Source organism: Photorhabdus africana (assembly GCF_035181445.1).
Classification (GTDB): domain Bacteria; phylum Pseudomonadota; class Gammaproteobacteria; order Enterobacterales; family Enterobacteriaceae; genus Photorhabdus; species Photorhabdus laumondii.
The window spans coordinates 1-23962 of record NZ_JAXBVE010000028.1 but is presented as its reverse complement, the minus strand read 5'-3'; the positions used below and the strand labels follow the sequence as shown (position 1 = coordinate 23962).

The 23962-nt window shown below is 51.4% G+C and carries 26 protein-coding genes; 2 read left to right on the top strand and 24 right to left on the bottom strand.

Annotated features, from left to right (window positions below; all coding sequences use genetic code 11):
- Positions 1-15: 15 nt before the first annotated feature.
- The 20 genes from SLS51_RS15720 to SLS51_RS15625 all read right to left on the bottom strand — a co-directional run bounded on the left by SLS51_RS15720 (position 16) and on the right by SLS51_RS15625 (position 18827).
- Entirely contained in the window at positions 16-495 is a 480-nt protein-coding gene (locus tag SLS51_RS15720; protein ID WP_323839617.1) for a hypothetical protein, read from the bottom strand.
- A gap of 7 nt (positions 496-502) precedes the next feature.
- Complete coding sequence (locus SLS51_RS15715) at positions 503-3844, bottom strand: LPD7 domain-containing protein (RefSeq protein ID WP_323839616.1); 3342 nt, start codon at positions 3842-3844, stop codon at positions 503-505.
- A gap of 15 nt (positions 3845-3859) precedes the next feature.
- Positions 3860-4120, bottom strand: a complete 261-nt coding sequence (icmT, locus tag SLS51_RS15710) for an IcmT/TraK family protein (RefSeq protein WP_323839615.1) — start codon at positions 4118-4120, stop codon at positions 3860-3862.
- Entirely contained in the window at positions 4117-5271 is a 1155-nt protein-coding gene (gene traJ / locus SLS51_RS15705) for a plasmid transfer ATPase TraJ (protein ID WP_323839670.1), read from the bottom strand. Before traJ ends, icmT begins: the two co-directional genes overlap by 4 nt.
- On the bottom strand, positions 5271-6059 hold the full coding sequence (locus SLS51_RS15700; RefSeq protein ID WP_323839614.1) for a type IV secretory system conjugative DNA transfer family protein: 789 nt from the start codon (positions 6057-6059) through the stop codon (positions 5271-5273). The genes traJ and SLS51_RS15700 overlap by 1 nt, the downstream gene beginning before the upstream one ends.
- Positions 6056-6511, bottom strand: coding sequence for a DotD/TraH family lipoprotein (locus SLS51_RS15695; protein ID WP_323839613.1), 456 nt, complete (start codon positions 6509-6511; stop codon positions 6056-6058). The genes SLS51_RS15700 and SLS51_RS15695 overlap by 4 nt, the downstream gene beginning before the upstream one ends.
- A 62-nt stretch (positions 6512-6573) precedes the next feature.
- Positions 6574-7890: a shufflon system plasmid conjugative transfer pilus tip adhesin PilV gene (gene pilV / locus SLS51_RS15690; protein ID WP_323839612.1), complete on the bottom strand. Its 1317-nt coding sequence runs from the start codon at positions 7888-7890 to the stop codon at positions 6574-6576.
- Positions 7818-8198: a prepilin peptidase gene (locus SLS51_RS24150; RefSeq protein ID WP_369293944.1), complete on the bottom strand. Its 381-nt coding sequence runs from the start codon at positions 8196-8198 to the stop codon at positions 7818-7820. Before SLS51_RS24150 ends, pilV begins: the two co-directional genes overlap by 73 nt.
- Positions 8199-8455: 257 nt before the next feature.
- Complete coding sequence (locus SLS51_RS15680; protein WP_323839610.1) at positions 8456-8935, bottom strand: lytic transglycosylase domain-containing protein; 480 nt, start codon at positions 8933-8935, stop codon at positions 8456-8458.
- Positions 8936-8979: 44 nt separating this feature from the next.
- The gene (locus tag SLS51_RS15675; protein WP_323839609.1) at positions 8980-9558 is read right to left on the bottom strand and encodes a type 4 pilus major pilin; all 579 of its coding nucleotides are present in this window, start codon (positions 9556-9558) and stop codon (positions 8980-8982) included.
- A gap of 79 nt (positions 9559-9637) precedes the next feature.
- Positions 9638-10747, bottom strand: coding sequence for a type II secretion system F family protein (locus tag SLS51_RS15670; RefSeq protein ID WP_323839608.1), 1110 nt, complete (start codon positions 10745-10747; stop codon positions 9638-9640).
- Complete coding sequence (locus SLS51_RS15665) at positions 10734-12236, bottom strand: GspE/PulE family protein (RefSeq protein ID WP_323839607.1); 1503 nt, start codon at positions 12234-12236, stop codon at positions 10734-10736. Before SLS51_RS15665 ends, SLS51_RS15670 begins: the two co-directional genes overlap by 14 nt.
- Complete coding sequence (gene pilP, locus SLS51_RS15660) at positions 12233-12730, bottom strand: type IV pilus biogenesis protein PilP (RefSeq protein WP_323839606.1); 498 nt, start codon at positions 12728-12730, stop codon at positions 12233-12235. The genes SLS51_RS15665 and pilP overlap by 4 nt, the downstream gene beginning before the upstream one ends.
- Positions 12717-13994, bottom strand: a complete 1278-nt coding sequence (gene pilO2, locus SLS51_RS15655) for a type 4b pilus protein PilO2 (protein ID WP_323839605.1) — start codon at positions 13992-13994, stop codon at positions 12717-12719. Before pilO2 ends, pilP begins: the two co-directional genes overlap by 14 nt.
- Before the next feature lies 1 nt (position 13995).
- Positions 13996-15609, bottom strand: coding sequence for a PilN family type IVB pilus formation outer membrane protein (pilN, locus tag SLS51_RS15650; protein WP_323839604.1), 1614 nt, complete (start codon positions 15607-15609; stop codon positions 13996-13998).
- Between the two features lie 27 nt (positions 15610-15636).
- A complete protein-coding gene (gene pilM, locus SLS51_RS15645; protein WP_323839603.1) occupies positions 15637-16068 on the bottom strand; it encodes a type IV pilus biogenesis protein PilM in 432 nt (143 codons plus the stop codon).
- Positions 16069-16119: 51 nt separating this feature from the next.
- Positions 16120-16905, bottom strand: a complete 786-nt coding sequence (locus SLS51_RS15640; protein WP_323839602.1) for a TcpQ domain-containing protein — start codon at positions 16903-16905, stop codon at positions 16120-16122.
- A 308-nt stretch (positions 16906-17213) separates the two neighbouring features.
- A complete protein-coding gene (locus tag SLS51_RS15635; protein ID WP_323839601.1) occupies positions 17214-17492 on the bottom strand; it encodes a hypothetical protein in 279 nt (92 codons plus the stop codon).
- Entirely contained in the window at positions 17426-18121 is a 696-nt protein-coding gene (locus SLS51_RS15630) for a hypothetical protein (RefSeq protein WP_323839600.1), read from the bottom strand. The genes SLS51_RS15635 and SLS51_RS15630 overlap by 67 nt, the downstream gene beginning before the upstream one ends.
- 196 nt (positions 18122-18317) lie before the next feature.
- A complete protein-coding gene (locus SLS51_RS15625) occupies positions 18318-18827 on the bottom strand; it encodes a transcription termination/antitermination NusG family protein (RefSeq protein ID WP_323839669.1) in 510 nt (169 codons plus the stop codon).
- Between the two features lie 299 nt (positions 18828-19126).
- Here SLS51_RS15625 and SLS51_RS15620 point away from each other — a divergent pair, with 299 nt between their 5' ends.
- Positions 19127-19495 carry a helix-turn-helix domain-containing protein gene (locus SLS51_RS15620; RefSeq protein ID WP_323839599.1) on the top strand — a complete coding sequence of 123 codons (369 nt, stop codon included), beginning with the start codon at positions 19127-19129 and terminating at the stop codon, positions 19493-19495.
- 137 nt (positions 19496-19632) lie between these two features.
- On the opposite strand, the gene SLS51_RS15615 is transcribed toward SLS51_RS15620, so the two are convergent.
- From SLS51_RS15615 to SLS51_RS15600, 4 genes are all read right to left on the bottom strand, one after another.
- A complete protein-coding gene (locus SLS51_RS15615) occupies positions 19633-19962 on the bottom strand; it encodes a helix-turn-helix domain-containing protein (protein ID WP_323839598.1) in 330 nt (109 codons plus the stop codon).
- Between the two features lie 171 nt (positions 19963-20133).
- Complete coding sequence (locus SLS51_RS15610) at positions 20134-20877, bottom strand: LuxR C-terminal-related transcriptional regulator (protein ID WP_323839597.1); 744 nt, start codon at positions 20875-20877, stop codon at positions 20134-20136.
- A 583-nt stretch (positions 20878-21460) separates the two neighbouring features.
- Positions 21461-22078 carry a recombinase family protein gene (locus tag SLS51_RS15605; protein ID WP_323839596.1) on the bottom strand — a complete coding sequence of 206 codons (618 nt, stop codon included), beginning with the start codon at positions 22076-22078 and terminating at the stop codon, positions 21461-21463.
- A 7-nt stretch (positions 22079-22085) separates the two neighbouring features.
- Positions 22086-22916: a KilA-N domain-containing protein gene (locus SLS51_RS15600; RefSeq protein WP_023043658.1), complete on the bottom strand. Its 831-nt coding sequence runs from the start codon at positions 22914-22916 to the stop codon at positions 22086-22088.
- Between the two features lie 183 nt (positions 22917-23099).
- Here SLS51_RS15600 and SLS51_RS15595 point away from each other — a divergent pair, with 183 nt between their 5' ends.
- The gene (locus tag SLS51_RS15595; protein WP_323839595.1) at positions 23100-23909 is read left to right on the top strand and encodes a DUF4158 domain-containing protein; all 810 of its coding nucleotides are present in this window, start codon (positions 23100-23102) and stop codon (positions 23907-23909) included.
- Positions 23910-23962 lie beyond the last annotated feature (53 nt).

Sequence of the window (23962 nt, the reverse complement as noted above, 5' to 3'; positions counted from 1 at the left end):
TCTGCGTGTCTTCCATCAGTTCAGGGATATGAAGGATGATGAGCCTGTCCCTGAATCACCTGCAGCTGGTTGCGGTGTTGCCTGCAGCTGAACTGCAGAACGGGACTGAGTGGCCGGAATGTATGAGCTGTAAGACGATAAACTTGCTGTTGAAGGCAAATCACCCCATGGGTCGATTGTTGAGGGAACATAGTCATTAATTTTATCGCGCGCTGCAGAGCAAATTTTCTGGCCGATCTGGTTTAAGGCATTTGCCAGATTGGGAAATATTGGCGCGGTAATAGTCGTTGAAATATTTCCCAGACAATCTCCGAGTGATGCGGAAACATTATTTTGCCGCTGCGACCATGCCTCGGCTGCTTCTTTAGCCCGGTTGTAACCGGCCTGACTTCCTGCCTGCGCAGCAGTACCCGCTCTGCAGGAAGCTGCATCAGCAAAAGGGATGCACGCCAGACAGATTAATGTGGATAAAAGGGTACGACGTATGTTGTGCATGATGACCTCACATCGGTTGTGGTTGAATAGCCGGCTTAGCCTGTGCATGAGGTGTCTGAACCGGCTCCTCGGATTTAGGTGGCGCATATGCCTGCGAGAAACCCAGTTTGCTGTGCAGTGCCGGCGGGATCTTTTCGGGAGAAATCAGGGGAACCGCAAATTTGTGCGCGTCCTTGCCCTTCATCTGAAATGCAAAGGTGTCGTAGTTCACCTCCGCGTTCTTGAGCGTATTAACAGCTGAAGCGTGCCCAATGAGCTGGAGTACGCCGTTGTCCTGTACGCTGTTTAGGGCAAGATATGTATTGCCTTTCTCTGTCGCGCAGATTCGTGCAAGGACATTTTTCATTTCTCCTTCATGACGAATAACCCCCTGCAGATAATCCCCGTGCCCTTTCACCAGATGCGCCAGTAGTTCACCCTTATCATCAAGCGCCGCCATCACTACAGAACCTGCAGCTTTAGAATGATTCGGAACGGGGGCGTTTACTGGCGGTACCTCAGGCGCAATCTGACCCTTTCCATCTGGACTGGTGTAGAGCAACCCGTGTCCGCTGGGTGCGGGAGAGGAAAGTGGCAGATTGTTGTTCTGAATAATCTGCTGCTGCAGTTTCCAGAACGCATTGCCGTCGTAAGCGGCCAGTTCCGCCGGTGCCACTGCATGCTTGTTCGCTACAAGCAGCTGGTTGTCGATGGCAGGAGTTACTGTCCAGTGGTTACGATGCGTATCAAGCCGTTCAAAACCTGTAACATTGCCCTCGGCATCCTTCACCGGCACGTTTACGGTGACAGCCTTCTTCCCGAGATACTGCAGTTTGACCATATCGCCAGGCTGATTACCGCTATCCTTTAACGCCTGTTCCAGCTCAACGCCCCAGTATGTTTTGTTGCCGCTTTTGGTACGCATCTGCACGTAAAAGCTTTCGGAGTTTGATTTATCAAATTTGTACGGTGCCTTTCCGGCATCGAGCAGTTTGCCAGTCAGGCCGGTGCGCAAGGTTTCTTTATCCAGGACGCTTAATTCCGGTGTGACTGGCTGAACCGGTGCTTCTTTCGGCCTAGCTGTACCATCAGAAACTGCTGGTTCCGCAACACTAGGACCAGGTGCCGGCGATACAGGCGCCGAGGCTTCAGGACTTGATTCAGGACCGATATTCAGGCCATTTTGCGGAACGGTATTCTCTGCCCGGGCTTTCAGCAGCGCCTCAAATTGTTCACGCTGCTGAGGATTTTTGAAATGAACATCGATGTTGTGATCAGCGATCAGCCCCATGGTTCGCCGAATGAACTCGTCACTGCCAGTAATTTCTACGGCACCACGTTGATTCGCTTTGGCAGAAAGCAGCGCCGCCAGGATCATTCGATCATTCTCGCTGGCTTCGGGAGTGGCCATCACAATGCGGTCGCCGTAATCGCGGAACGCATCCTGTCCATCGAGAGAATAAATCCAGGTTCTGTCTTCCTGGCGGCTTGTCAGTCCCTGAAGCAGCTCATCAAGATTTATAAGAGGTTTTGGATCATCGCCCGGGCTGATATCACCCGCCTGGCGCCCAAAGGTAAAGTTAAACCCATTTTCTGCTGCAGCTGGTTCACTGTCGCCGGCGGGCGCCATAATCTCAGGTTCAGCGGTATCAGAATTACCAGAAATAACAGGCTCGTCTGTTACCGGTGCGATCGGTTTAACGACTGACTCTGTTTCTGAAGCTTCAACCAAACCTGGTGTGGGCACCTGTTCAGGCTTTTCTGGTGCAGGCTCAGGAGCGACAGGCTGAAGTGTTTCAACAACATCTTCAGTTTGCACCGGCTTATTAATCGGATCGAATTCTGGTTTAACCTGTTCGCCATCAGGAACAGGCACTTGCCCGTTATGCTCAGAGAGTTGCATTGTTGATTCTGGCGTGGTTTCTGCTGCCGGCGGTACCGTTTCTGTATCCGCGGCCGGGGCTGGTTCAAGATCAGATTCTGCATGGGGGTTACCAGGAATGCTGTCTTCTGATACTGGGCCGGCAGGCGCCTGACTCATAAAGTCTGCATATTCTGAAAGGTCTATTTCTTCTGGTGCTGGGCCAGCATCATGCTCTGGTGGTAGCTCCGGTAAGATTTGATTGTCTGACATAGAATTATTCTCGCTAAAGGCCTGACGCCAGTCAGGAAGCAACGGGTCGAGCACAGGCGTAAGTTGATCGCGAACGGCGTTGATACCGCGGGAAGTGTGAATGTCATTAAAGTCACTAAATGAACCCGCGCCGGCAAAAGCAAGAGCACGTTCGCTTTCGGTGAACTGGGGGATGAGGTAAATACCACCGATGGCTTCTGCGGCCTCGCGGGCTTTATTGAGGCCTTTGTTATCATCTTTTGTGAAGTCATCTTCACCTAAAATGATGTGCGCAGAATCGGGATACAATTCACTAAGCTTGCGTGACACTGTCACCATGTTGCCGGCGTCAACCGTCATTATTACCGGCATACCGGTGGCCTGATGGAGGCTTGCCGCAGTGGCGTATCCTTCAGCGTAAAGAAGAGGCACACGCGGATTCAGCTCCCCCCCAACGACAAAGAAATTTCCTGTCTTCTCAGCACCTTTCTTCAGGTTTTTGGTGCCGTCCGGTTTGATGTACTGCAGCGACCGCAGCTCGCCGTCGCTGTTTCGCAGTGGAATGACCAGATTGTCGTATTTATCCAGACGAACCCCGTCCACTGCCGGCACACCTTTTCGGGCCAGGTACGCGTGAGTCTCCGGGGCCGGGGGCATTTTGCTCCATTGCCGCGCCAGCGTTTTCCCCATCTGCGTAAACTCAAGCTGAGACTGTATTTCCCGATTCCAGCGCTTTTGTGCAGCCAGCGCACGCTGCTTGATGGCCTCTGCCGGGTCATAGGTATATGAGCCGGTGGAGGTCCAGTTTACCTTCCCTTCGCTTGCCCGGTGATTCTCGTACCATCCAGCAGGTCGGCCATCCATGAATCCCTGGTAAACACCAGAACCTCCGGGATAGTCTCCATTCTTGTTTTTATGCTGAGAGATATTTTTTTGACCTTTAACATATACACGATGTTTCTTGCCATCCATTTCGGGTAAATCGCCAGCGGGAAATATGAAACCCGCATCCTGAAGCACCTGTGCAAATTCTTCAGCAGGCGTCAGATTATTGGTGGTGGTCTGGTTCGGCTGTGAGATGGTGTTTTCAGGAAGCCAGTGCTTCACCTTCTCAAGGTCGGCGTCTGGTTTTGCGAACCAGAGTTTTTCTGAACGATCATACTCAAGGGCATAATTTCCATCAGCAAGGCGTCCGGCCGCGCGAAGTGCGGCCTTTTTATTATCCGGCGTGATAGTGAGGTAGGTACGTTTTTGCATAATCAGTTCCTGCTTTTATTCAAAGAACCGGCGGTACCACCAGGGACGTCCGGTCAGCTGCCTGCCACGCAGGAGACTAATCAGTCGTTGCCACAGTACGGTGATGGTAAAGCCGAAGAAGGAGAGGATCCGAAAGAAGATAATCAGAATCGTGACGGCCCAGAACGTACTGGTCTCGGGCCATTGGAACCACGCAAAGTACAACGCAAACAGGACAACCGGGATGCCGAAAATTTCCAGCCGGCGTCCTGCATCACGCCATTCACAGATTTTCACAGCGCTTCCCTCCGTGTTATTTCACGAGGGCTGATAACCGTCAGGAGCTCTTTGTGGTCGATTCTTCCGCCCTGATACATCCGCCAGGCTTTATCACTCATCCGCTCACCGCGTTCGCTGAGGTGGTTATCAATCCAGTTACGCCACTGAGTGTGTTTCAGCTGGCCAAGGGACTCTTTCACCTCGTCATCAAACACCAGATATTCCCTGACCGACTGGCGTTTCCCGTCTGTTGTCCGGAGCAGACGCTGGGTAATGACATACTGCAGGTTACTGAGCAGGTTCCAGGCCATCGCTTCACGCTGATCCTCAGGAACCAGCATCAGGGCGCGGGGGATGGTTTCCCCGGGGGAATTGGTGTGCATTGTGGACAGACAGAGGTGTCCGGACTGACCGTTCATGATGGCGCCGCTGAGCGTTTCCGGGTCGCGAATCTCACCCACACCAATTATGCCCGGGGCACGACGCAGCGTCAGGCGAAGGTGTTCAGCGAATGAAGCCACGTCCCTGCCTATCTGTGACTGTTCAGGCATCAGAATCGCATCGGGGAAGTTCAGCAGGAACTCGATAGGATCTTCTGCCGTGACTATCTTGCGGTCGGGGTCGTTCAGGGCGGTATACTGATAAATCGACGCCAGAAGGGTGGATTTACCGGACCCGGTTTCCCCGGTGATCAGGCCGAGGCCCTTGTGAGGCAGCAGGCAGGGGAGCAAGTCCTCTTCTAGCCCCAGTGCGTCGAGCTCTGGGATGACAGTCGGGATGGTCCTGAGCGTCAGTGCCGGTACCATGTCGTAATCACCGATAGTGGCCTGAACAAAGTTACAACGAAAGCGCAGGCTTTCCCCGCGCGCCAGTCCATAGCGGTTATACATATCGCCGGTCAGCTGCAGTGCCCGGTCCACCCCTTTTCCGGCCTTCAGGTCGCCTTTGATCTGCTCCGAAAAGACGTCATCCATCAACCGGGTTAACTGTGGCGGCTCGATGCGAAACTCACTGGCGCGAGTTTTACGTCCGTGCAAATCCACAACCAGCGGACCGCCTCCCTGCAGGAAAATATCGGAAACATTGTTGCGGGAACAGTGAACAAGAAAGGACCGTAAGGCATCGCCGGTGATGCCACCGTGCTTATGGAAATCAAATGCCGGTAACATCATTGCGCCTCCTTGCGGATGACAGGTTTCCACTGTTTTTTATCCACGACAAAGCCTGCCGGATCCTGAATGCGTTTGACCTTATCGCCAATCATCAGCTCATCCCGTGTACCGGTGACGCTCTGCTGAGTTTCCTTCACATCCGGCGCCTGGATAATGCCCTGCTGCAGGAGTGTGGAGTAACGTAGCATGCCGGTGTAATCACGGGTCAGGCGGTTAAAGTTCGATTCAAGCGTCCGGTCTGCACTTTGCCGCCCATCCTCCCATCCCTTGCGAACCGCAGCTTCCCAGACGGCTTTTTCCTTACTGTTTTTGGGACGTACGCTGGCGTCCGGTGTATCGATGCGCTTGTTGGCCAGACCCGGCAAAAGCCAGGTACGCCAGCCAGGTGGATTACTGACGAACCGGGCCGGCACCAGAATGTTATACGTCCGGTATGCCGTGCGGATCTGGTCAGGAGTGACATGGGCCAGGTCAGCAGAGGTGGCGATCACCGGCGGCAGGTAGCCCTGCCGGCTGATGAGTGGGCGGAAGTCGTACATCGCGCTGAGGGTGCTGTCCCGTTCCGTCAGTATCTGGCGGAGTTCCCAGGCGCGCTGGGCCTTCCCTCCCTGAAAACCGACGGTCTGGCCAGCATCATTGAGCATCTGCCAGACGGTATCACTCAAACCGTTGTAGTCATTTGCAGCCGGGTTCAGGTAATCCTGAATACTCCCGGGTGGGGCATCTTCAGCAAGCGCCGGCAGAGTGCTGAATAACAGCAGACCGGCAAGTAACGATCGTTTCATGCAAGACGACCTCCCTTATCAGGCAAGGTGAAATAGAGATGAAGCTCCAGCGGCTGCTGCTTCAGGGTGGCACGCCAGCCAATCTGAGTTTCCAGCTGGCGGAGCAGGTTTTCGAAAGTGATATTACTGACATGAACGCTGACTGGCAGAGGCAGGCGTACGCCACTGTAGGCAAAGTTCAGCCCGCGCTGACTGGCCAGCTGAGCCAGCAGCTCGATGGCATCCCCCTCCCAGTCAAGCGACAAGCGATCGCTGTTAGCAGTGAAAGAGGCAGCGAGACGGCCGGGAGTCTGGTTAAGCGCACCGTCCAGATAAAGTTGTTGTTGTGCATTGCGGAGCTGTGAGGCATCAGTGGATGCCTGCTGCACGGTTACGGATGCTGTTGGCGCACGCTGCGGCTGACAGCCGGACAGCAGCAGGACTGCTAGCCCGGCAATAAATGAGATCTTCATGCGGAGTGTTCCTTTAATGAAAAGCAGGGATACTGGAGACGTTCTGGAGGTAAAAAGTGAAATTAATGGCAGCAGGTAATGACGTACGCTGACTCACTATGCTGATGGCCAACAAACTGCAGACCAGCTGCATACCAGCCAACCGGACAACGATACTCGTTAAAATCACGTCCACCCCAGTTGCCCATCTTCGTACATTGGCTTTGCTGCAGTGAACCACCGGCGGTCCAGACTCTGTTCTTACATGACATGACTGCGCCGCTTGCATCACGACTGATTAAGCCGTTTGTTGGACACGCCGTTCCGGCGGTGACGACGGCGTCCAGCTGGAGATATTCACCCGCAGAAAGCCGTTCATCGGAGCGAATGGTGCCCCCTCTGATCTGCCCACCGGAGTAAATCCCCTTATTATTTACGGCCCGTATCCAGTCGCTGTCTGACATGTAAAAGCCACCGCCCCAGGTGCTGTTCTGCCACCCGAGACTTCCCCGGGTAACTAACCATCCCCCGGTAGACGTAATGTCTGAGCTGGCATTGAGTCTCTGGTTAAAGTTGCCGTTTGCACCACTAACATCCCCGCTGAACGTCCCGGTAGCCCCTTTTACTGCGTTACTGAAGTTTCCATCCCGTGCGTTCAAAGCTCCTGCGTTGTTTAAATCGTTAGCGTTCATATCAATGGCGGTATGCATACGGTTCAGGTCTGGACGGCCATTAACCGCATATCGGTAGAGACGATCACTTTCAGATGCCTCCGTGCCCAGAACTTCAGAAGAAAGGTAGACCGCGAGGCGGCCCGCAGTACCCGTAAGACCATAGGTGGACAACGTCATTTTCCATGAGCCCCAGGCACCTTCGGCAACGCCTGCGGTCTGGATATATCCGCCGGCTCCATCAATGGACTGAGAGATATGTCGGAGACCTTTGAAAGGGATTTCAGTGCCGTTTTGCGTCAGCACAAATGCAACGAGTTTTTGTGACGCTTTTGGATTTTTTGCTATGCCGACACTGTAAGTCTGTGCGGCCGAGTTTTTCAACGCGAAACCTTCAGGGAGATAACCTGCCGTCTGCAGCTGCGTGCCAGAGAGCTGAACCGGTGTTCCGCCACTGACCTGACTAATTAACGTATCGCGGTTATCGCGGATATAGCTTTTAGCGGCTGCACTGACAGCAGCTATCTGGCGAGCATCCGTATTCCACTCCAGTTCCTGCATGTATTGGTTGTAACGGGGAAGGCCAACAACAATGGCCATCAGGACAATGAACAGTACAACCATGACCTCAATACTGATCACGCCACGGTGAATTTTCATAGGTAACGTCCTTCGAAATAGCCCTGAGTCAGGACTGAGATAAATGGAAGCAGGGAAGCTGTCGGGCAAAGGTAGAGGCCGAACGGGAACTGCCGCTGCCGGCAACATGCCGCGACGAGTAGCGCAGGGATGATGGCCAGCGCAGTTGCGCAGGCAACCTGATACAACGGGAACCACAGGGTCAAGGCCGTCAGCAGGCAAACATCACCCATTCCCAGCATTTCGCGCTGCTGCCCGCTGAGCCAACGCAGTACGCCAAGTCCCAGAAATACGCAGATAGCTTCGACCAAAATAACAAGGAGAGAGCGTTCCGGTAAGACGAATAAGGCGAACAGCAAACCGCTGACGGCGGCGGGAGCGGTGAACGAAAAGGGCATCCAGTACCCTGTGACATCGAGCGACAACAGGATGAAACACCAACTGGACAGCACCAAACCGCGAAACGCTTCCAGTGGCGTCAGAATCTCTGCCATGGCCGCCAAGATGATGCTGTGGGACAACAACAGCCAGAAAATCAGTAGCGGTAGCGACCATCGCAGAGACTGACCACCTACAGTCCCGGTTAGCCACTCTCTGGCCTGAGATTGCAGGCGTAGCCCGATGAACAGGAGGAGTGGCGACAGCAGGAGCCATATCATGCATGGCCTCCCAGTATGCGCAGATACCGGCTGTATATCAGGCGGGCATATTTCATCCGGCGCTGCTCCTGGATTTCAGTATCTTTAAAACCTGCGTTATACGTTCCCAGGCATCGCCAGCTAACACCACATACCTGTAGATGCTTCGCCAGTATCCATGCCCCAATCTGGATATTCAGACAGGGATTATCGAGCAAATCATCCTTTGACCTGAGCACACCCATGCGCACCAGTGCCGGAATGTGCGTTGAGTTGACCTGCATGATGCCGTAGTCATGACTGACGATTTTCCCGTTCTTATCCCGATTCACATTGATGGCCGTAGGTTTCAAACCGCTTTCCTGCTCGGCAATCGCTCTCAGTAGTCGGGGGTCTATTTGATAGCGGGTGCCGGCTGCATCAAAGCAATACGCCTGGGCTGGAAGGGCTGACACCAGAGAAAGGCCCAGGCACAACGCATAAAACCAGAGTTTCATTGTGCGAATCCTCCTGGGCGGGCATTGACTGCCCGCCCGTTCCATCAGGTGAGGCTCTTAAACTCAAGCGTGTTAGTGCCTGTGCTGCCATTGTCTTTCGTACACTGGCTACCGGCGGTGGAGGCGTTGACGGTACCAACATTGGTGCTGCCATTGATGGCTGTTTCAGCCACGGCCTGAGATACCTTGGTCGCCAGTGCTGCACAGGCAGCCATCGGCACTTTTTCATAGGTCAGCGTAAATCCGGTTTTTCCACTACCGCTGGAGACCGGGGCCAGCGTAACGTTGCCACCCCATGTGTTGAGAAGCGTTGCCGAGCCGGACGTCGGTTCACCAACCACGGTCATGGACTTGGGTACGCCATCAAACTGGATGAGCGCGCCCATCATGTTGGACGAACCGTTGAAGTCATAAACACCCTGAGTTTTAAGCAACGTGCGGGTGTTCGTCATCACTTCCTGGACATTCGCCAGCTCGTTGGATGTTTCGTTCTTGCCAAACAAACTGCCGGCATTGAGGAATATGGTGATGGCCATGATTGCGATTACCGCCAGAATAACCAGCATTTCAATACTGAGAACGCCGCGGTGAACCGTGTTTTTACGGGTCGATGCTTGAATCATCGAATTTTCCTTTTCAGTAAATAAAAGAATCCCGGCCGCAGCACTGCGGACAGGAAGGAGGTATTGAAGACAGAGGAGACTACTGGCCTATCTGACCGGCCATATCGTTGAGTTGCTGGATAACCAGCAGCATCAGGACCATGTAACCGCCGCAGACGGCGAACAGAAGTCCTGAAAGGGTGTTGATGCGGTTCTTCATCACCTTGACGGTGTTTTTAAGCATGTGCCAGGCATAGCGCTCCATGACGACCTGACTCTTGTCACTGTTCGCTTCAGAGGTCAGCAAGGCCAGCTTGTTAACCGCATCACGTGAGGGGAAATGATAGCCGGTTTTTCGTAGCGCAAGGCCAAGATGATCGCCATCGTTCACCCGTCGTCGAATCGCATTAAGACGTTCTTTCAGCCAGGGGGATGCATGCTCGGCCATCCGATTAAGGGCTTCCAGTACGGGAACGCCGGCATTGAGCAGGGCGGAAATGTTCAGCAGGAATACCACCCCCTGAAAGTCCTTATACAGAGACCAGGGCATCATACGATCCATCCACTGGCGTGGTTTGCCCGTCACATTGGGTAATGACCAGACAATCCAGCTCAGCAGCAGGAAAGCAGCTATTCCCAGTATGATGCCCTGTTCAGCGACCAGCTCTGAGCTGCTCCCCAGCCACCATATGGACCCTTCCCAGCTTTCACGGGGGAACAGATATGTCAGTGGTGGAAGAAAGTAGCGGTGGATCATCAGCATGATGGTCACGATAACGCCGACAAGCACAACCGGATAGGTCATCTGGCCGTAGACGGTGCTTTTCATTTCATCAATCCCTCTGACCACGTCAGCGGCTCTTTTCAGTGCCGCCACCAGTTGGCTGTCGTGTACGCCGGCACTGATAATGGCGCATTCCTGTCGGGGAACCCAGCCTGCCAGAGCCTGATCGAGCGAGAGACCATTCTGGATAGCCTTGATAAAATCGTTCAGCCAGATGGCCTCGCGGGAGGCCAGACGCCCACCACTTAGTGCGGTGTCTCGCATACTCTCCAGTGCCACTCCCAGGCGCTGATTATTCTCCAGCAGGAAAGCCAGTTCCTCGTAAAGCTTAAGGCGGTCCTTTGTAGAAAAGGTATGCCTATACAACCAGCGGGAAGCCTGATAACGATAATCATCAATGGATGACAGAAGGTCACTGATATTCATCGTTCTTCCTGATTAGTCGCTTATCTTCATCAAGTGGGCAAATACGCATCGCAGCACGTGGGTCCACGCGGCCCTGATTAACCAGCGCCAGCACATGATGATTACGCGTGATACCGCCTAGTTTATTCACCCAGTATGTCCGGGCATCAAGCTTGCCCTTTTCCCTCAGAATCGACATGAACGTCGCATCTGGGCAGATGATTTCTGCGACCACGCTTCGACCGGCAATACCGCCAAAGCAATGCTCGCAACCTTCATCATGTCGCATGAAAACGTTGTCGGTTTCACAGTTCTGCGTGATTTCGCTATGTACAAGCTGGGGCAAGTCCTGTGACCCTTTACACCATGGCACCTTACAGTGAGGGCAGAGCAGCTGGACCAGACGCTGACTAATGAGGCCGACAAACAGCTGAGGGTCAGATAACAGTTCCGGGCGCACATCAAGCGTCAACAGGCGCTCCAGAATGTTTATAGGATCGTTAGCGTGCAGTGTGGTTAACACAAGGTGACCGGTCATTGCATCAGTGATACAGGCACTGGCAGAGAAAGCATCGCGGATTTCACCAACCATAATGGCATCAGGGTCAATTCGCAGAGTATTCGAAAGGTACATACGCCAGGCCCGGAGGATGGCTTCCGGGTCACTTTTATCCGCAACGATAGGGCACTGGACAGCACCAACGATGGAGCCCTCAGGGGGATCTTCATATGTCACCAGATTCAGGGTCTGGTTATACATGGCCAGATACATTGACGCGCTGGTACGCAGCGTGGTGCTTTTGCCAGAACCCGTTGGACCACTCAGAATGATCATCCCTTCGGGAGTGGCCAGCAGGCGCTCCAGGAGCAGCCGCTGTTCCGGCAGGAAACCTAATTCCTCCGTTGTCGGCGGGCGTTTACTGTCATCCGGGATAAGGCGCATAACGACATGCAGACCATTCACCGTGGGTGTATGAGCATAGCGGGCCCCAAACAGACTGGTTCCTTTGAGAAACTGTGCCTTTATCCTGCCGTCCTGCGGTCGGCTGGCCGTAAATTGTGCGTCAGCAACGTCACACATAGACAGGACGATAGTGGAGGCCAGATTCTTGCCGTCTTCCACAGAGATGGTGTCGGTTTTAAACAACTCCCCATGAATACGCATTCGGATTTTTGTCACTCCGCCTTCACCAATCGCCATATGAATATCTGAGGCTTTGCGCTCTACAGCCTGACGAAACAGGCGTATGACGTGTTGTTGAGGCGCGGAAAAATCTCCATCGATAGCGGTATGTTCAGACTGCCCCAGAGCCTTGAGCTCGTCAAGCGCCACAAATGACGGTCGTATTTTGGGTGCCAGTTCGTAGACCTGCCGGACAAAACCCTGCACCCGGAGGTTATTACGATAGTTATCGGCTATGAAAAGTTGCGCATCACCACCAGAACCTTTCTGAAGAAATACCCAGTTATTAATGTCCGTGGGGACGGACGGAAGGGCGATGTCTGTCACTGGGCGTCTCCACTGAAGAGAAGATTATGGATCTTGCCATCCGGAGACGTGACCGATACTGAGGAGTCAGTGACTGTTGCAACGGTATAGCCCGTTCCCGGGAGCTTCTGGCCTGCAGAGGCTTCAACCAGAGAACCATCCGCCATCCGAAGACGGCAGCGGAGGAGGCGGTTAGAACCGGAAATCTCAGTAATCCGGGGAAGCGCTGAGGCCACAACCGGGCCCGGAATTGACGAGGGCGCACCCGTCACAATGGGGGCCGGAAGCACTGCATCCCCGGCGCCCCCGGATTGCTGCCAGTTGAGCATGGCTTTGTTACGCGCCGCGCGTGCTTCATACAGTACGGTATCAGCCTGAATACGCTCCAGTTCACCGATCGTGGCACTGCCATGAATGGTGGGTGCCGGATGTGATGGGGCATCTGTTTGTGCCAGCCCGGTCAGCGGCAGAGCCAGCAGGACGCTGGCCAGGAGAGTGCATTTAAGGTTTTGCATAAAGAGTTCCCTGAACTTGGTAATGAAGGCGGGCATCGCGCATTGAGGCCTTAATCCCGTTTATGCGTATTCCCGTGTCTGATATGTCCGTACCAAACAACCGGTCAACCGGTATGTCGGTCTGGAACGTAAAGCGCCAGCTCCTCCAAAGCAGCGGTATGGTGTGGTTATCGATGTCAGCCGTCGGTGTGTTGTTTTCAGCGAGATTGAGAACAAACCCCAGGCGCTGGCCATAGCTCGTCAAGCGTTGAGTGACTTCATCGGCATCCGGTAATTCATCGGAGGATCCTGAAGGGGGAACAGTGACGGGAAAACTGATACCTCCCATATCTGCGGCCCCGGGAATGTTGAAGTACGGGGTATATCCCGGAAACAGCTGCTGAGCTCGGGCGCGAAAATCGGCCACGTTGCCGCCTTTCGGTATTCGCCATGCAATCCGACTCTTACCATCGGCACATTCCGCTTCACTGAATTTCGAACCGGCTACACTGATGGGGACATTCCAGCCCTGGGCGCAGGCTTTAGCCACAGCTGACGGTCTGGGTTGCTGAAGCCAGGGCTTGATAACGGGTGAAGCACTGTTATTGGCTTTTTTCTTTGCTTCTAGGAGAGCCTTGCGCGCCAGTTCAATCTTTTTCTGCTGCTGAACCGAGTCGTAGTACTGCATTCCCAGCCACCCGGCCAGTGCAGCGATGGCGATAAGCGACCAGATGATCACTGGCAGGCGATTAGATATGGGACGCAGGCGGCAAGATTTACCTGTTGGCTGCCCGGAAAGAAGACTGGTTAACGGTGTTTTTTCAGCGCTGGCATTTGCCGAAAACCCTTCGGGGCAGAAAATCGTCCGGCTATCGGCTGCAGGAATGTAGTCGAGATAACGCTCCAGGACCTGGTGTATTTCAGCGGCTGTCCCCGTCACGTCAGAAAGCGGGGAGAGACGTCCATCGGTGGCCGCAACAAACCAGTAGCGATCGTCATGCAGATGGAAAACGCCCCATCCATCCCTGTTCAGCAAAGGCAGAATGACTAAAGCCAGTGAGCAGGCTCGTCGGGCCTGAGCGGTAGTCAGCTCTGAGAGTCCGAGCTGAACATGGCCGACCAAGGTGTCCTGCAGGCCAGGGACCATGACCCACGAACTGGCGTCTACATCTTTGATTTTTGCCCGGCATTCGCGACGGGAGATACTTTCAACGGTCTGCCAGTTAAGGCCGGCAATAAGCGGTGTTTTGCCCTGAAATACCACATCGAAAGGCATACCTGACATGTCATCCTCCCAGCAGAGTTGGTGTGATTAACATGACCAACATGGTGTCGTCTTTCTCACCATTAGCGCCACCGCCCAGACCGAAGAAACCAATGGAACCCACACCCTGCTTCGTTGCGCTGTTGTTGACCTGCTGAAATCCACTCAGAACAAGCGTCTGACCGGACTTCAGGATGACCTTCTGGTTAAAGGTTTTCAGTTTCGTTTTAACCAGCTCAACGGTTGTTTCACCACTGGTGAAGGAACGCATTGTCGGATCGTCACTCATGCTGATGGAGAACTGCAGTTCCATCTGGGATGCACGCGGCATGATGTAAGGCAGCATGGTCATATTAAAACCGGTGGTGATCGTTGATTTCTCGATAGAGGTCGTCGTGCCGACGTTCGCTGTCGATTCTGCGGAAACCTGACCGGCATAGTCCTGTTGAGTCCCCACCTGTACGGATACCGGGGACATATTGGTCGTGGTGTTGGCCTGCTGAGTCACCAGTGCGACATTGGCCTGCTCTTCCAGGGCGTGAAGGAAGGCTTTGGAGTTGGCAAATTTTCCGTCGAGGATGGAGACGCCGCCCGTTGCCGCGTTGCTGGTTGCATCAGTGAACGCGTTTGTCAGGGTTGCACCGACACTGCCTGAGGTGAACACAGCGTTCCAGTCGATGCCCAGCTGGCTTTGCCGTTTTTTGCTGATGGAATAGACCTTCACGTTCAGAACAACCTGGCGGTTAAGTTCCTGGTTACGGCCATCAATGTAGCCAGAAACAGCGTCCAGCACCTCCGGGGTGTCCGTGACTGTCAACATGCCGGCAGACAGCGACATGCGGCCGGTACCCGGTGTCAGCATTGCTTTTATCGTGCTTTCCAGATCTTTATAAAGACTGGATTTCATATCGGTTGTCGTACTTTGGGATGTATTAGAATCCCCGGACAGACCGCCACTCCCGCTACTTGAGCCTGATGATGTGGTTGTTCCACTGACGACTTTTGATGAGAAGGCCGTCTGATAGTCGAGGAACGTGACCGGGAAACTGCGTGTATCAGTCATAAAAATGCGAACTCTTCCGGACTCATAGCGCCATGACAACCCCAGGCGGGTCGTGATGTTGTCCAGAAAGCCTGACAGGCTCCCTTTCCACCAAATACCACTTAGCGTATTGGTTGTGACTGAACGGACAGGGGCCTGCGTGGCTCCCATTTGATTCAGTGGAACCATACCGTTTGCATCCGGAGCTGGCAGAGGGCCATTCATCTTTTCGGTTATGCCACTGCCTGCAACGGTGCTGACAGCATCTGGCGTAATGACCACGGGGATACGGCAGGTACGGGTAATGAATGCACTTAAATCATTCAGACTGACTGAGCCCGGGTTGGTGTAGATGACGGAACAACCGGGAAGCGGTGCCGCCTGGGTCGTTCCACTGAGGGGGACCGGATTGATCCACTGAGTCTTGATCTCCTGGACCGGATTACCCTGCGCCATGGTGTTGAAATGCGACTGAGCGCGCCCGTACTCGGACTCCGTATTATCCATGGTTTTATTGACGTTCCTGACCGTTGAGCAGCCGACAAGAAGCGCCAGGGAGATGGCTATTGCCATTCTGGTTAAAGGCATTTTCATGGGAATGTCCTGCTGAGGAATGGTGGTTTAGTTGAGGTAAACGAGATAGCCGTTTGGAATGACATCCGGAACGGTGACTTGCATGCCCTTTCCCTGCATATCTGTCAGCCTGCGGTTGGTCACCCGTCCAATCAGGGCTGACTGGTTAGACTGATCCATCAAAGCAGCTGCCAGTCCTTTTTTTTCTGGCTGATAGACATAGACCCTCCCCTGAGAAAGGTAATTTGCTGTTCCCGACGGAGGTTGAGTGTCCAGTACTGAATTGCTGACTGTGCCGTCACTTTGAGGGTGACCATACAGCCAGTCATTGATGGCATTGAGATACAGGATGGTTTCTGCAGCCTGTTGTTGCTGTGTGCTGCTCTCAGCTGCTATAGCGGCCGCCGCGTTGTCACGTTGTATAACGCCAGACGCGAACAACAGATATACAGAGAAGCAGGCCATAATGATGTAGCCCATAATAAGTCCTCCTAATGATGTGAATGACTCTACTGCGTACGGTAGCGGATTTTATTTCACCTCCTTGTCATCAACCTTGAGGAGGCACTGCGGTGTACTTATACCCGCGTACAGCGGAATGGATGCTGTGGAATACAGGCGGAAAATACCGTTCAGCGCCTCATTCCAGGTACCAGAGAAGGAGAGTGGGGCATCGATGCGGTAATTGACCTTGGTTAACCACATCACGCTCCAGGTGCCATTTTGACCGCCGGTGCATTTCTCTTCTGACGCCCACAGGTTCAGGGTGTCTTCAAGCGTGGAGCTCTGCTCTGCCCGCCAGTGCTTAGTAACCGGTGCTGCTTTAATGGCTGGCATCGGTGCTGCAGACATCGGGGCAGATTTCGCTGACCCGGCCTTCGCTTCATTACCACGGGAACTGCTGAAGGGGTTGCGCGGAACGGCGGAAGATGACGCCGGTGTCGGCGGTGTTTTTACGCTGCTCTGCTGCGAAGGTGGCTGAGCTGCCGGCGTGCTGACAGTCAGTGGCGCAGTATTGAAATCGGGAGTCCGGTATGCGACCGATACCGTTTTCTTCGGCCATTCAATCAGTGCCACCCATCCGTTCTTCTGTAGTAGCTGATCCAGTACATATGGCCACTGGTCACTGGCTGTGAGGCTCAGTGGTGAAGTGAACTTACGTTTGAGATCGGCAGAAATAACGGTCGTCCATCCCGGAGGAACGATGGTTCGCAGCATCGCCTCTAACCGCAGGTTATGCGCATTAACGTTGACGAAGCTGTAAGGCTCAGGATACCCCAGGGATTTGATAGCAGGTAATCCGCGTACAGGTTGCATGAGCCTATCCGGTGATGGTGGTGCTTTAGGAGTGGTGACCGGTGGCAATGATTTGGCTATTGGTGAAACTTTTGTCGGGGCCGTTTGAGAGGCCAGCTGCAGATTTTTCTGTGCTAGGGCAATGCGCTGCAGCTGGGTGGTTATCTGTCCATCCACGAATTGCCGGGCATCAACGTCAGGCTGCCTCTGGTGAGACAGACTGCAGCCGCCCAGTAATACTGGAAGCAGCACAGAGGTGTGAATGATTTTCATAGGCGATGTCGTCAGTGAAGTGCCGTGGAAAGTGGTGTGCTGAAGAGGAAATCAGATCAGCACAGGTGGTCTTGTCGGAATGCCTGAATGTCCTCCTCTGCGTCGTCAATTTCGGAACGTAATGCCGTCAGGTTACTGAGCGGCATTTTTTCCGGTTCTTTTGCGCGAACACGGCAGGCGCGTTTGAATGCCACTACTGCATCTGCGCGGCGAATATGCAGTTCGCGTAAGTCCCGATCGGTAACGGTTAAAGTCATGGTATTCGTCCTCAATGGTAGGCTTTGCTGGCCGACCCGTTGTCTGGCTGCCAGATGTCCCGCTGTTGCGGATTCCATTCCGCCTCCGGGAGTGAGGGGATACCGATATGCAGGGTGCGGATAATGCGGTCTTTCGTCAGATTGAGTTCCCTTCTGGCGTAGACCACCTGAAAGCCTTCGTTATGGAATGTCGTTTCCGCATCCAGCTGTTCCGCATCCTTTCTGGAAAAAAGGAGCTGGAAGGTGATCGGCTGCACCATATTCCCGACGGGATGAAAGGCATTTTCTGTGCGGGTCAGCTGCAGCAGATGTCTGCGATCGCCTTTTCGTCTGCCCATCAGCTCGGCGGTGATGTTCTCAGGAAAGCGACAGACGGTGTGCTGCCAGCCAAGCTGAAGTAGCGTGTTAAATGCGGAGCGGAAGCGAAAAAAGTCGCACTGTTCTGCCGCATAAGCATGGTCAAGCAGCGTAGTGAGCGTGTCTGTCACGCAGGTGGCTTTGTCCGTCTTCTCAAGCAGTTCGCGGAGGGTCGTGAACTCTGAAGTCATGCCACGAAAATTGGGGTTATCACGGCCCATATCCAGCCAGTCGGAAATGAAGCGCCGGCGGGCTTTTTCCGAGGGGAATGGCGAGTCTTCTTCAGCAGTTCGTAGTGCAACCAGAATGCACCAGAGCAGGTGCGGTACAGAATTATCAACGGGGTACACGGTGTCGTCCTTCAGTAAGTGGCACTACCTGATTCCGGCAATGAGTACTGGCAAACCGGTAAAGAGGACAGGGGGTCCATTAAGGGACCGGTTCAGGCACCATTGCCGGGACCCGGCGATGGGTATCAGGGATAGTGTTTCTGGGAAAAAAAGCCCCGGCGAAACGCCGGGGAAGGGTACTGGACTGCGGGGTGAGTCAGAACCCCTGCTGTCCGGGCTCGAAAACCAGATTCATCAGGAGCGCAACACGTGAGACCGGGTGGGTCTCTTGCTCCAGATTTAGCAGGTATTGATATTGGGAGTCAGAAAGCCGGGTTTGAGAGGCGGCTTCGAGTTCTTCACTGGCGTTCAGGTTCAGCGTGGGGTCCGGGTGAAGTTTCATCAGCCCGGTGACCACAGATGACTGGAGTGGTGCTATTTGCGAACCGTTCATCACAAAACTGCAAAACGCAGAATGGCGTCGAATGACGTCCACTGGTTGCGTGGCCAGATTGGCCTTAAGGAAAAAATAACCTGGGAAGAGAGGGGCAATACGCCGACGATAACTACAAATCTTATCAGAACGGCGGACAAGGTTAACTTTCAATGGAGTCCATGGAGTTACATCAAGATCTGAAAGCCATGAGAAAAGGTTTTCGCGGTTCTTACCGCCGGTAATGTACTGAGCCAGATACCAGTTTTGTCCGTCAAGTTTTTCGATGTCCATCATGCTCTCGCCCGAACCGATCCCCGTAAGGGTCATTCTGTATCCGGAGGAGCCGAATACACTGGGCGATAGCGCTGAAACAGAGGCTGTCTCTCAGCTCCCTGCAATTCTGACAGTGTTATTGCTCAGTCTATTCTTGTTTGATTGCACTCCGTTCTCTTGGCGGTAGAACGATGTACGGCATGCATATTATTTACATGTGGACATTAAGTCAAGCATGTTTGATTTGATGGATGGTTATCAGTTCCAGATGCCCATGCGATTTGTATCATGTCCTCAACTAAACGAGGTGAAAGAACATGGTCCCTAAGCGACTTAAAGCAGCAAGAAAAGCCGCAGGGCTATCACAGAAAAAGCTGGCGGAGCTCATTGATGTAGATGGTAGCAATCCTCGTTCGCGTCTCTCTAATTATGAGGTCGGTCGTTTTACACCTTCCTTCGATGTTATTATTCGCATAGCAAAGGCTCTGGACTATCCAGAAAGTTATTTCTATACCGTTGATGATAGTTTTGCGGAAAAGATCCTTCAGTATCACCGGACTAAAAATAGCGAAGTCCTTAATCCATTTTTCAATGCGCAGGAGGAAGCGAAAAAATATAAATCCTCTCTTGATGAGGCAAAGAGAATGGTAGAGCGGCTCTTGGACTTCATCAACAAATCATCTTAATAGTTCAGATACACCTTCATCTTATGTCTTGGCGGGGAAATAAGATTAGGTATCTAAGCTCATTGAGTGAGAGATCATCTCATATTATTGCGAATAAGTTTAGATACCTGGGGGATACAAATGAGGTTAAAAAATAGTCATCCCGAGACGTTTTTAACTTCCAGTTCTATTAATTGCTTCTGCATTGTTTCGTTGTAATGAGCAGGGAAGTCATCGCTTGCTAATGCTAACATCGCGACCTGGATTCGTGCATTATAAACGCCACGAGCAGATTCCAGCTTCTCAAGGTTCAGTTTGCTTCTCGTCCTCTGTAGTGACTGTTTAATCGCGGGTAATGAAGATTTCATTATATCGGCAATGCAGTGAACACTGGTTCCTTGCGCGTAGTGCATCAAAGCCTGAAACTCAGAGTCAGATAACTCCGGAAACATAAGACGAGAACGCCACACCCCACTTAGGTTTAACATTTTATCTTCCTTCTATCGCTGTAAAAACGCACTCAGTAATTCTTTGTTTTGCTTAATATCCTTGCGACCCAGCATCGCAGAATCAATTTTATGGATATATCAAGGCAAAAATAGGTGCAAAATGTACAGGTACAGATTGCACCTATTTTCAGGTGAATTAATAAGTTATAGTTAAATGTTCTCCTTAAAGAGAATATCGTACCCGATAGAGACGAACCGGGGCGGGACATACAAGTGCCAGCCTTGTTTGAGCCCAAGGTCCAAGAGCTGTTCTTTCGAACTAACCCCTGTTTTTAAAAACAGGCGAGAGATAATATTTCTTGCAGAATACTCAGAAATATTTAAACAGTGTGAAATGTGCGCGCGGTGTAATCCGCGGTATAACAGAAACAAAACTTCCCATTCCCGCTTGGATAGTATGGATGTAGGTGGTGTAAAAGTAGCCTCACCATAAAACGGCATTTCCAGAAAGTACCCCAGAGAAAGGCGCTCGAAAGGTTTAAGATGAGATACTGTCCCTACAATGTCTCCCTGATCATTAAAGTAGGGGAATTTTTCAAAGATAAATGAGCGGAAGTTATTTCCTATCAATACGGTGCCCACGGCCTCAACCCGCTGACCGGACTGCATGACCTTTTGGTCATGCATAACTAACTTATCTTTAAGAGACGCCAGCGAAGGCACGCCTTCGTAACTGAACCCGGTGATGTTCTCCGCAATCTTCTGAGGGATTTGCAGAAAATCAATATAGTGCTGATTTACATATAAAAATTTGAAAGAGATATCCTTAATGGCCCAGGACTCTTCACTTTGGTTAAAGAAATAGAATAACTGGCGGGACATACCGTTTGGTGCGGAGGAACCAGAGAAAGCCTTCATTGTGGTTTCTACTTCTTTCGAGGGGGATGTGTACATATTTTAGTCCGTTTTTAGGGTTGATATAGATCAATTCCTATTGCGGCTAAGTAAGAGAGCGATCACAAACTAGCACTGCAAAGGTATTGACCTGAGCGATGCTACATGCTGATTTATCGATGTTTTCTTATTGATTTTTCGGCGATCCTCTCCCTGCGTAGTGATCGTCGAGTTCGGGCAACTACAGAATTCGGGTAGAGTCGAGATGTGGCGCGGTAATTTTGCAGGTCAGGCATATCTGTTGCCGCCTCTTTCGATTGGCGGTGCCTTACTGTCCTGACCATAAATCCCGTTTCCACAGAGAGCGTAAAAAAATGTGGGGCACTTTTTTAACTCACTATAAATTAAGCAATTAAGCGTGCTTATCAGATAGCGGTGAGAACCACTCAATCGCTACAATTCCCCGTAACCTGAGTGGTTAAACTATTTTATCCAGCTTTCATTGAATCCATGCCCCACATTTTTTTACGCTCTCGGTTTAATTGCCTGATAAGACGTTATTTTCGCTTCTCCTGCAGTGAAATGGCTATTTTTGCCCATCCCCCGATAGGGTTCAAAGTTGATGAGGAAAAAAAGTACTCAGTTAGCGCTCAGATTTTAAGACTCTTTTGCCGTGTTCCCTGAGTGCCCCATCTGGCCCTACATACTTATAGAGAGCCTGTCTGCTAATCCCAAGCTCTTCACATAATTCAGATACGCTACAATCTCTACTCTTCATGGAAGCCTGTGCCAGGCGAACCTGAGATTTTGTGAGTTTAAAAGAACGCCCGCCTTCACGTCCTCTTGCTCTGGCTGCTGCCAGTCCTGCTTTTGTTCGTTCACTGATCAACTCCCGTTCAAATTCGGCCAGCGCGGCAAAAATCCCAAAGACCAATTTGCCACTGGCTGTCGTCGTATCAATTTCTGCACCTTGCCCGGTCAATACCTTAAATCCGATTTTTCGATCCGCAAGATCATGGATAGTATTCACCAGGTGTTTTAAGCTTCGGCCAAGCCTGTCAAGCTTCCATACCATTAATACATCGCCAGGCCTGAGGGCTTTCAAACAGGCATCCAATCCAGGACGTTTGTCTGACTTCCCTGATATTTCATCCTGATAAATGTTTTCTTTATTAACACCGGCAGCAAGTAAAGCATCCAGTTGAAGATCCTGCACCTGACTTCCATCAGATTTGGAGACACGGGTATACCCAATTCGCATGAACGACCTATTTTAATTGTTTAAGTTTTTCAATGGATTTGTTTTCTATCAGGATCTTCATTTGACTGACCGCAACGCGATTCAGCTTTTGAAACCTGTCGTTTGCAGAGAGGCCTTGCTCGATAAGTTCAGCATTAAAGCTTTCTAAATTAGATAACACGACAAGCTGTTCCAGTGTGGCATAGTCCCGTATATTGCCTTTTAGTTCCGGGTTCTCTTTACGCCAGTCGCTGGCTGTCTTGCCAAACAAAGCCAGATTCAATATATCGGCCTCATTAGCGTAAGCAAAGTTTCTTGCTTTTGGGTTAAGCTCCAGGGCGGGAATAATGTTCGTTTTTATTGACTCTGTATGAATATGATAGTTGACCTTGGCCAGAGTGCGCGAAACATTCCATTCCAGATTTTTCTGTTCATTTTCTGCTTGTTTGAGCCGTTGGAATTCTTTTAATAGATAGAGCTTAAACTCCGCGCTGATCCAGGAAGCAAACTCAAAAGCAATATCCCGATGCGCATAAGTTCCGCCATATCTGCCCGCTTTCGAGATGATCCCGATTGCATTGGTGGTTGTGATCCAGCGTTTTGGCGTGAGAGAGAAACTGTTTGCGCCCGCTTCATGTTTAAATCCATCGAATTCGATGGAATTAAAATCGGGATTATGGAGCTGTTCCCACAAACCGATAAACTCAATGGTACTGCGGTTTCTCATCCAGTTTTGCAGAATGTAATCACCGCGGTCGCCATCTTTGTACTTAGCGATGTCAGATAGCGATATATAGTCATCTTGTTTGTCGGAAAAGACAGAGACTTTTATACCCCGAACATCAATTTTTTGCGCCATAAACCTTTTTTCTCGCTTTTGGTGTGTCAGTTAAACGAAGGTTTAAATGACAGCCTTGTTTTAGCCTAAATACGGATGGAAAGATGTAATATAAACTGTATATAAATCTATGTCTATTAAAGGTGGTAAGGAAAAGATAAAGTGACATACTCAATGTCACCCTGCCATATTAAGAATTAAAAAATGAATACCAATAAAAAGCGCCTGACTATACTGACTCAACCTGAAATTCAGGACTATTTTGGCCTGCCTCGATTTACTTTGGAGGAACGAGAATACTATTTCACCTTATCCGATACGGAGCATCAGATAATACCGCAAGGTTGGTCTGTTAACTCCAGGGTGAACTTTATTCTTATGCTTGGGTATTTTAAATCCAGGAAAATATTCTTTACCTACACGCTGGAAGATGTCATCACGGATATCTCTTATATTCTGGCTTGCCATTTCCCTGATCATTCTGCCGCCAATATAAAAGTTCCAGGCAAGACGACCCGGATACAACTGCAAAGACTTATTTGCCAGCATCTGAATTATCAACGCTATGGCAGTGTCATGGCAGAACAATTAGCTGAACTGGCCGCACGGGTTGTTAAAAGATCAGCTAAGCCTGTGTTTATCTTGCGGGCATTGTTAAGTCACCTCAATAAAAATCAGATCATTCCCCCTGTGTACAGTACTTTTCAGGATTTGATTGGACGATGTTTATCGGATGAGAGGAGGCGTATCTGTGAGCAATTAAAATCAGATCTTAATCCTGATGTGGAAGAGGCACTCACAAATTTATTATCTGAAGAATCAGGGGGTCTGCACTGGATAACCCAACTAAAAAAGGCACTAAGGGACTTTAGTTATACCGAAATTGTCAGAGAATCCACCTGGGTAAAGCAACTCAGTCCCCTTTATGAATTTGCCTGTCAGTGGTTCGGGTTTTGTGGAAGAACCCCCAGATCTGTAAACTTTGTGAGAGCTACGAGTTATCAACGTGCTTAAATGTGTTCAAAACACGGTAGATGGTTGCTTCGCCTAGCTTAAACTCCTTGGCT

Excerpts from the sequence above, each read along its gene's own strand:
- SLS51_RS15720 (WP_323839617.1), bottom strand. The coding sequence starts at position 495 with ATGCACAACATACGTCGTACCCTTTTATCCACATTAATCTGTCTGGCG.
- SLS51_RS15715 (WP_323839616.1), bottom strand. The coding sequence starts at position 3,844 with ATGCAAAAACGTACCTACCTCACTATCACGCCGGATAATAAAAAGGCC.
- traJ (WP_323839670.1), bottom strand. The coding sequence starts at position 5,271 with ATGTTACCGGCATTTGATTTCCATAAGCACGGTGGCATCACCGGCGAT.
- SLS51_RS15700 (WP_323839614.1), bottom strand. The coding sequence starts at position 6,059 with ATGAAACGATCGTTACTTGCCGGTCTGCTGTTATTCAGCACTCTGCCG.
- SLS51_RS15695 (WP_323839613.1), bottom strand. The coding sequence starts at position 6,511 with ATGAAGATCTCATTTATTGCCGGGCTAGCAGTCCTGCTGCTGTCCGGC.
- SLS51_RS24150 (WP_369293944.1), bottom strand. The coding sequence starts at position 8,198 with ATGCCCTTTTCGTTCACCGCTCCCGCCGCCGTCAGCGGTTTGCTGTTC.
- SLS51_RS15680 (WP_323839610.1), bottom strand. The coding sequence starts at position 8,935 with ATGAAACTCTGGTTTTATGCGTTGTGCCTGGGCCTTTCTCTGGTGTCA.
- SLS51_RS15675 (WP_323839609.1), bottom strand. The coding sequence starts at position 9,558 with ATGATTCAAGCATCGACCCGTAAAAACACGGTTCACCGCGGCGTTCTC.
- SLS51_RS15670 (WP_323839608.1), bottom strand. The coding sequence starts at position 10,747 with ATGAATATCAGTGACCTTCTGTCATCCATTGATGATTATCGTTATCAG.
- pilP (WP_323839606.1), bottom strand. The coding sequence starts at position 12,730 with ATGCAAAACCTTAAATGCACTCTCCTGGCCAGCGTCCTGCTGGCTCTG.
- pilO2 (WP_323839605.1), bottom strand. The coding sequence starts at position 13,994 with ATGTCAGGTATGCCTTTCGATGTGGTATTTCAGGGCAAAACACCGCTT.
- pilN (WP_323839604.1), bottom strand. The coding sequence starts at position 15,609 with ATGAAAATGCCTTTAACCAGAATGGCAATAGCCATCTCCCTGGCGCTT.
- pilM (WP_323839603.1), bottom strand. The coding sequence starts at position 16,068 with ATGGGCTACATCATTATGGCCTGCTTCTCTGTATATCTGTTGTTCGCG.
- SLS51_RS15640 (WP_323839602.1), bottom strand. The coding sequence starts at position 16,905 with ATGCAACCTGTACGCGGATTACCTGCTATCAAATCCCTGGGGTATCCT.
- SLS51_RS15635 (WP_323839601.1), bottom strand. The coding sequence starts at position 17,492 with ATGGAATCCGCAACAGCGGGACATCTGGCAGCCAGACAACGGGTCGGC.
- SLS51_RS15625 (WP_323839669.1), bottom strand. The coding sequence starts at position 18,827 with ATGGACATCGAAAAACTTGACGGACAAAACTGGTATCTGGCTCAGTAC.
- SLS51_RS15620 (WP_323839599.1), top strand. The coding sequence starts at position 19,127 with ATGGTCCCTAAGCGACTTAAAGCAGCAAGAAAAGCCGCAGGGCTATCA.
- SLS51_RS15615 (WP_323839598.1), bottom strand. The coding sequence starts at position 19,962 with ATGTTAAACCTAAGTGGGGTGTGGCGTTCTCGTCTTATGTTTCCGGAG.
- SLS51_RS15610 (WP_323839597.1), bottom strand. The coding sequence starts at position 20,877 with ATGTACACATCCCCCTCGAAAGAAGTAGAAACCACAATGAAGGCTTTC.
- SLS51_RS15605 (WP_323839596.1), bottom strand. The coding sequence starts at position 22,078 with ATGCGAATTGGGTATACCCGTGTCTCCAAATCTGATGGAAGTCAGGTG.
- SLS51_RS15600 (WP_023043658.1), bottom strand. The coding sequence starts at position 22,916 with ATGGCGCAAAAAATTGATGTTCGGGGTATAAAAGTCTCTGTCTTTTCC.
- SLS51_RS15595 (WP_323839595.1), top strand. The coding sequence starts at position 23,100 with ATGAATACCAATAAAAAGCGCCTGACTATACTGACTCAACCTGAAATT.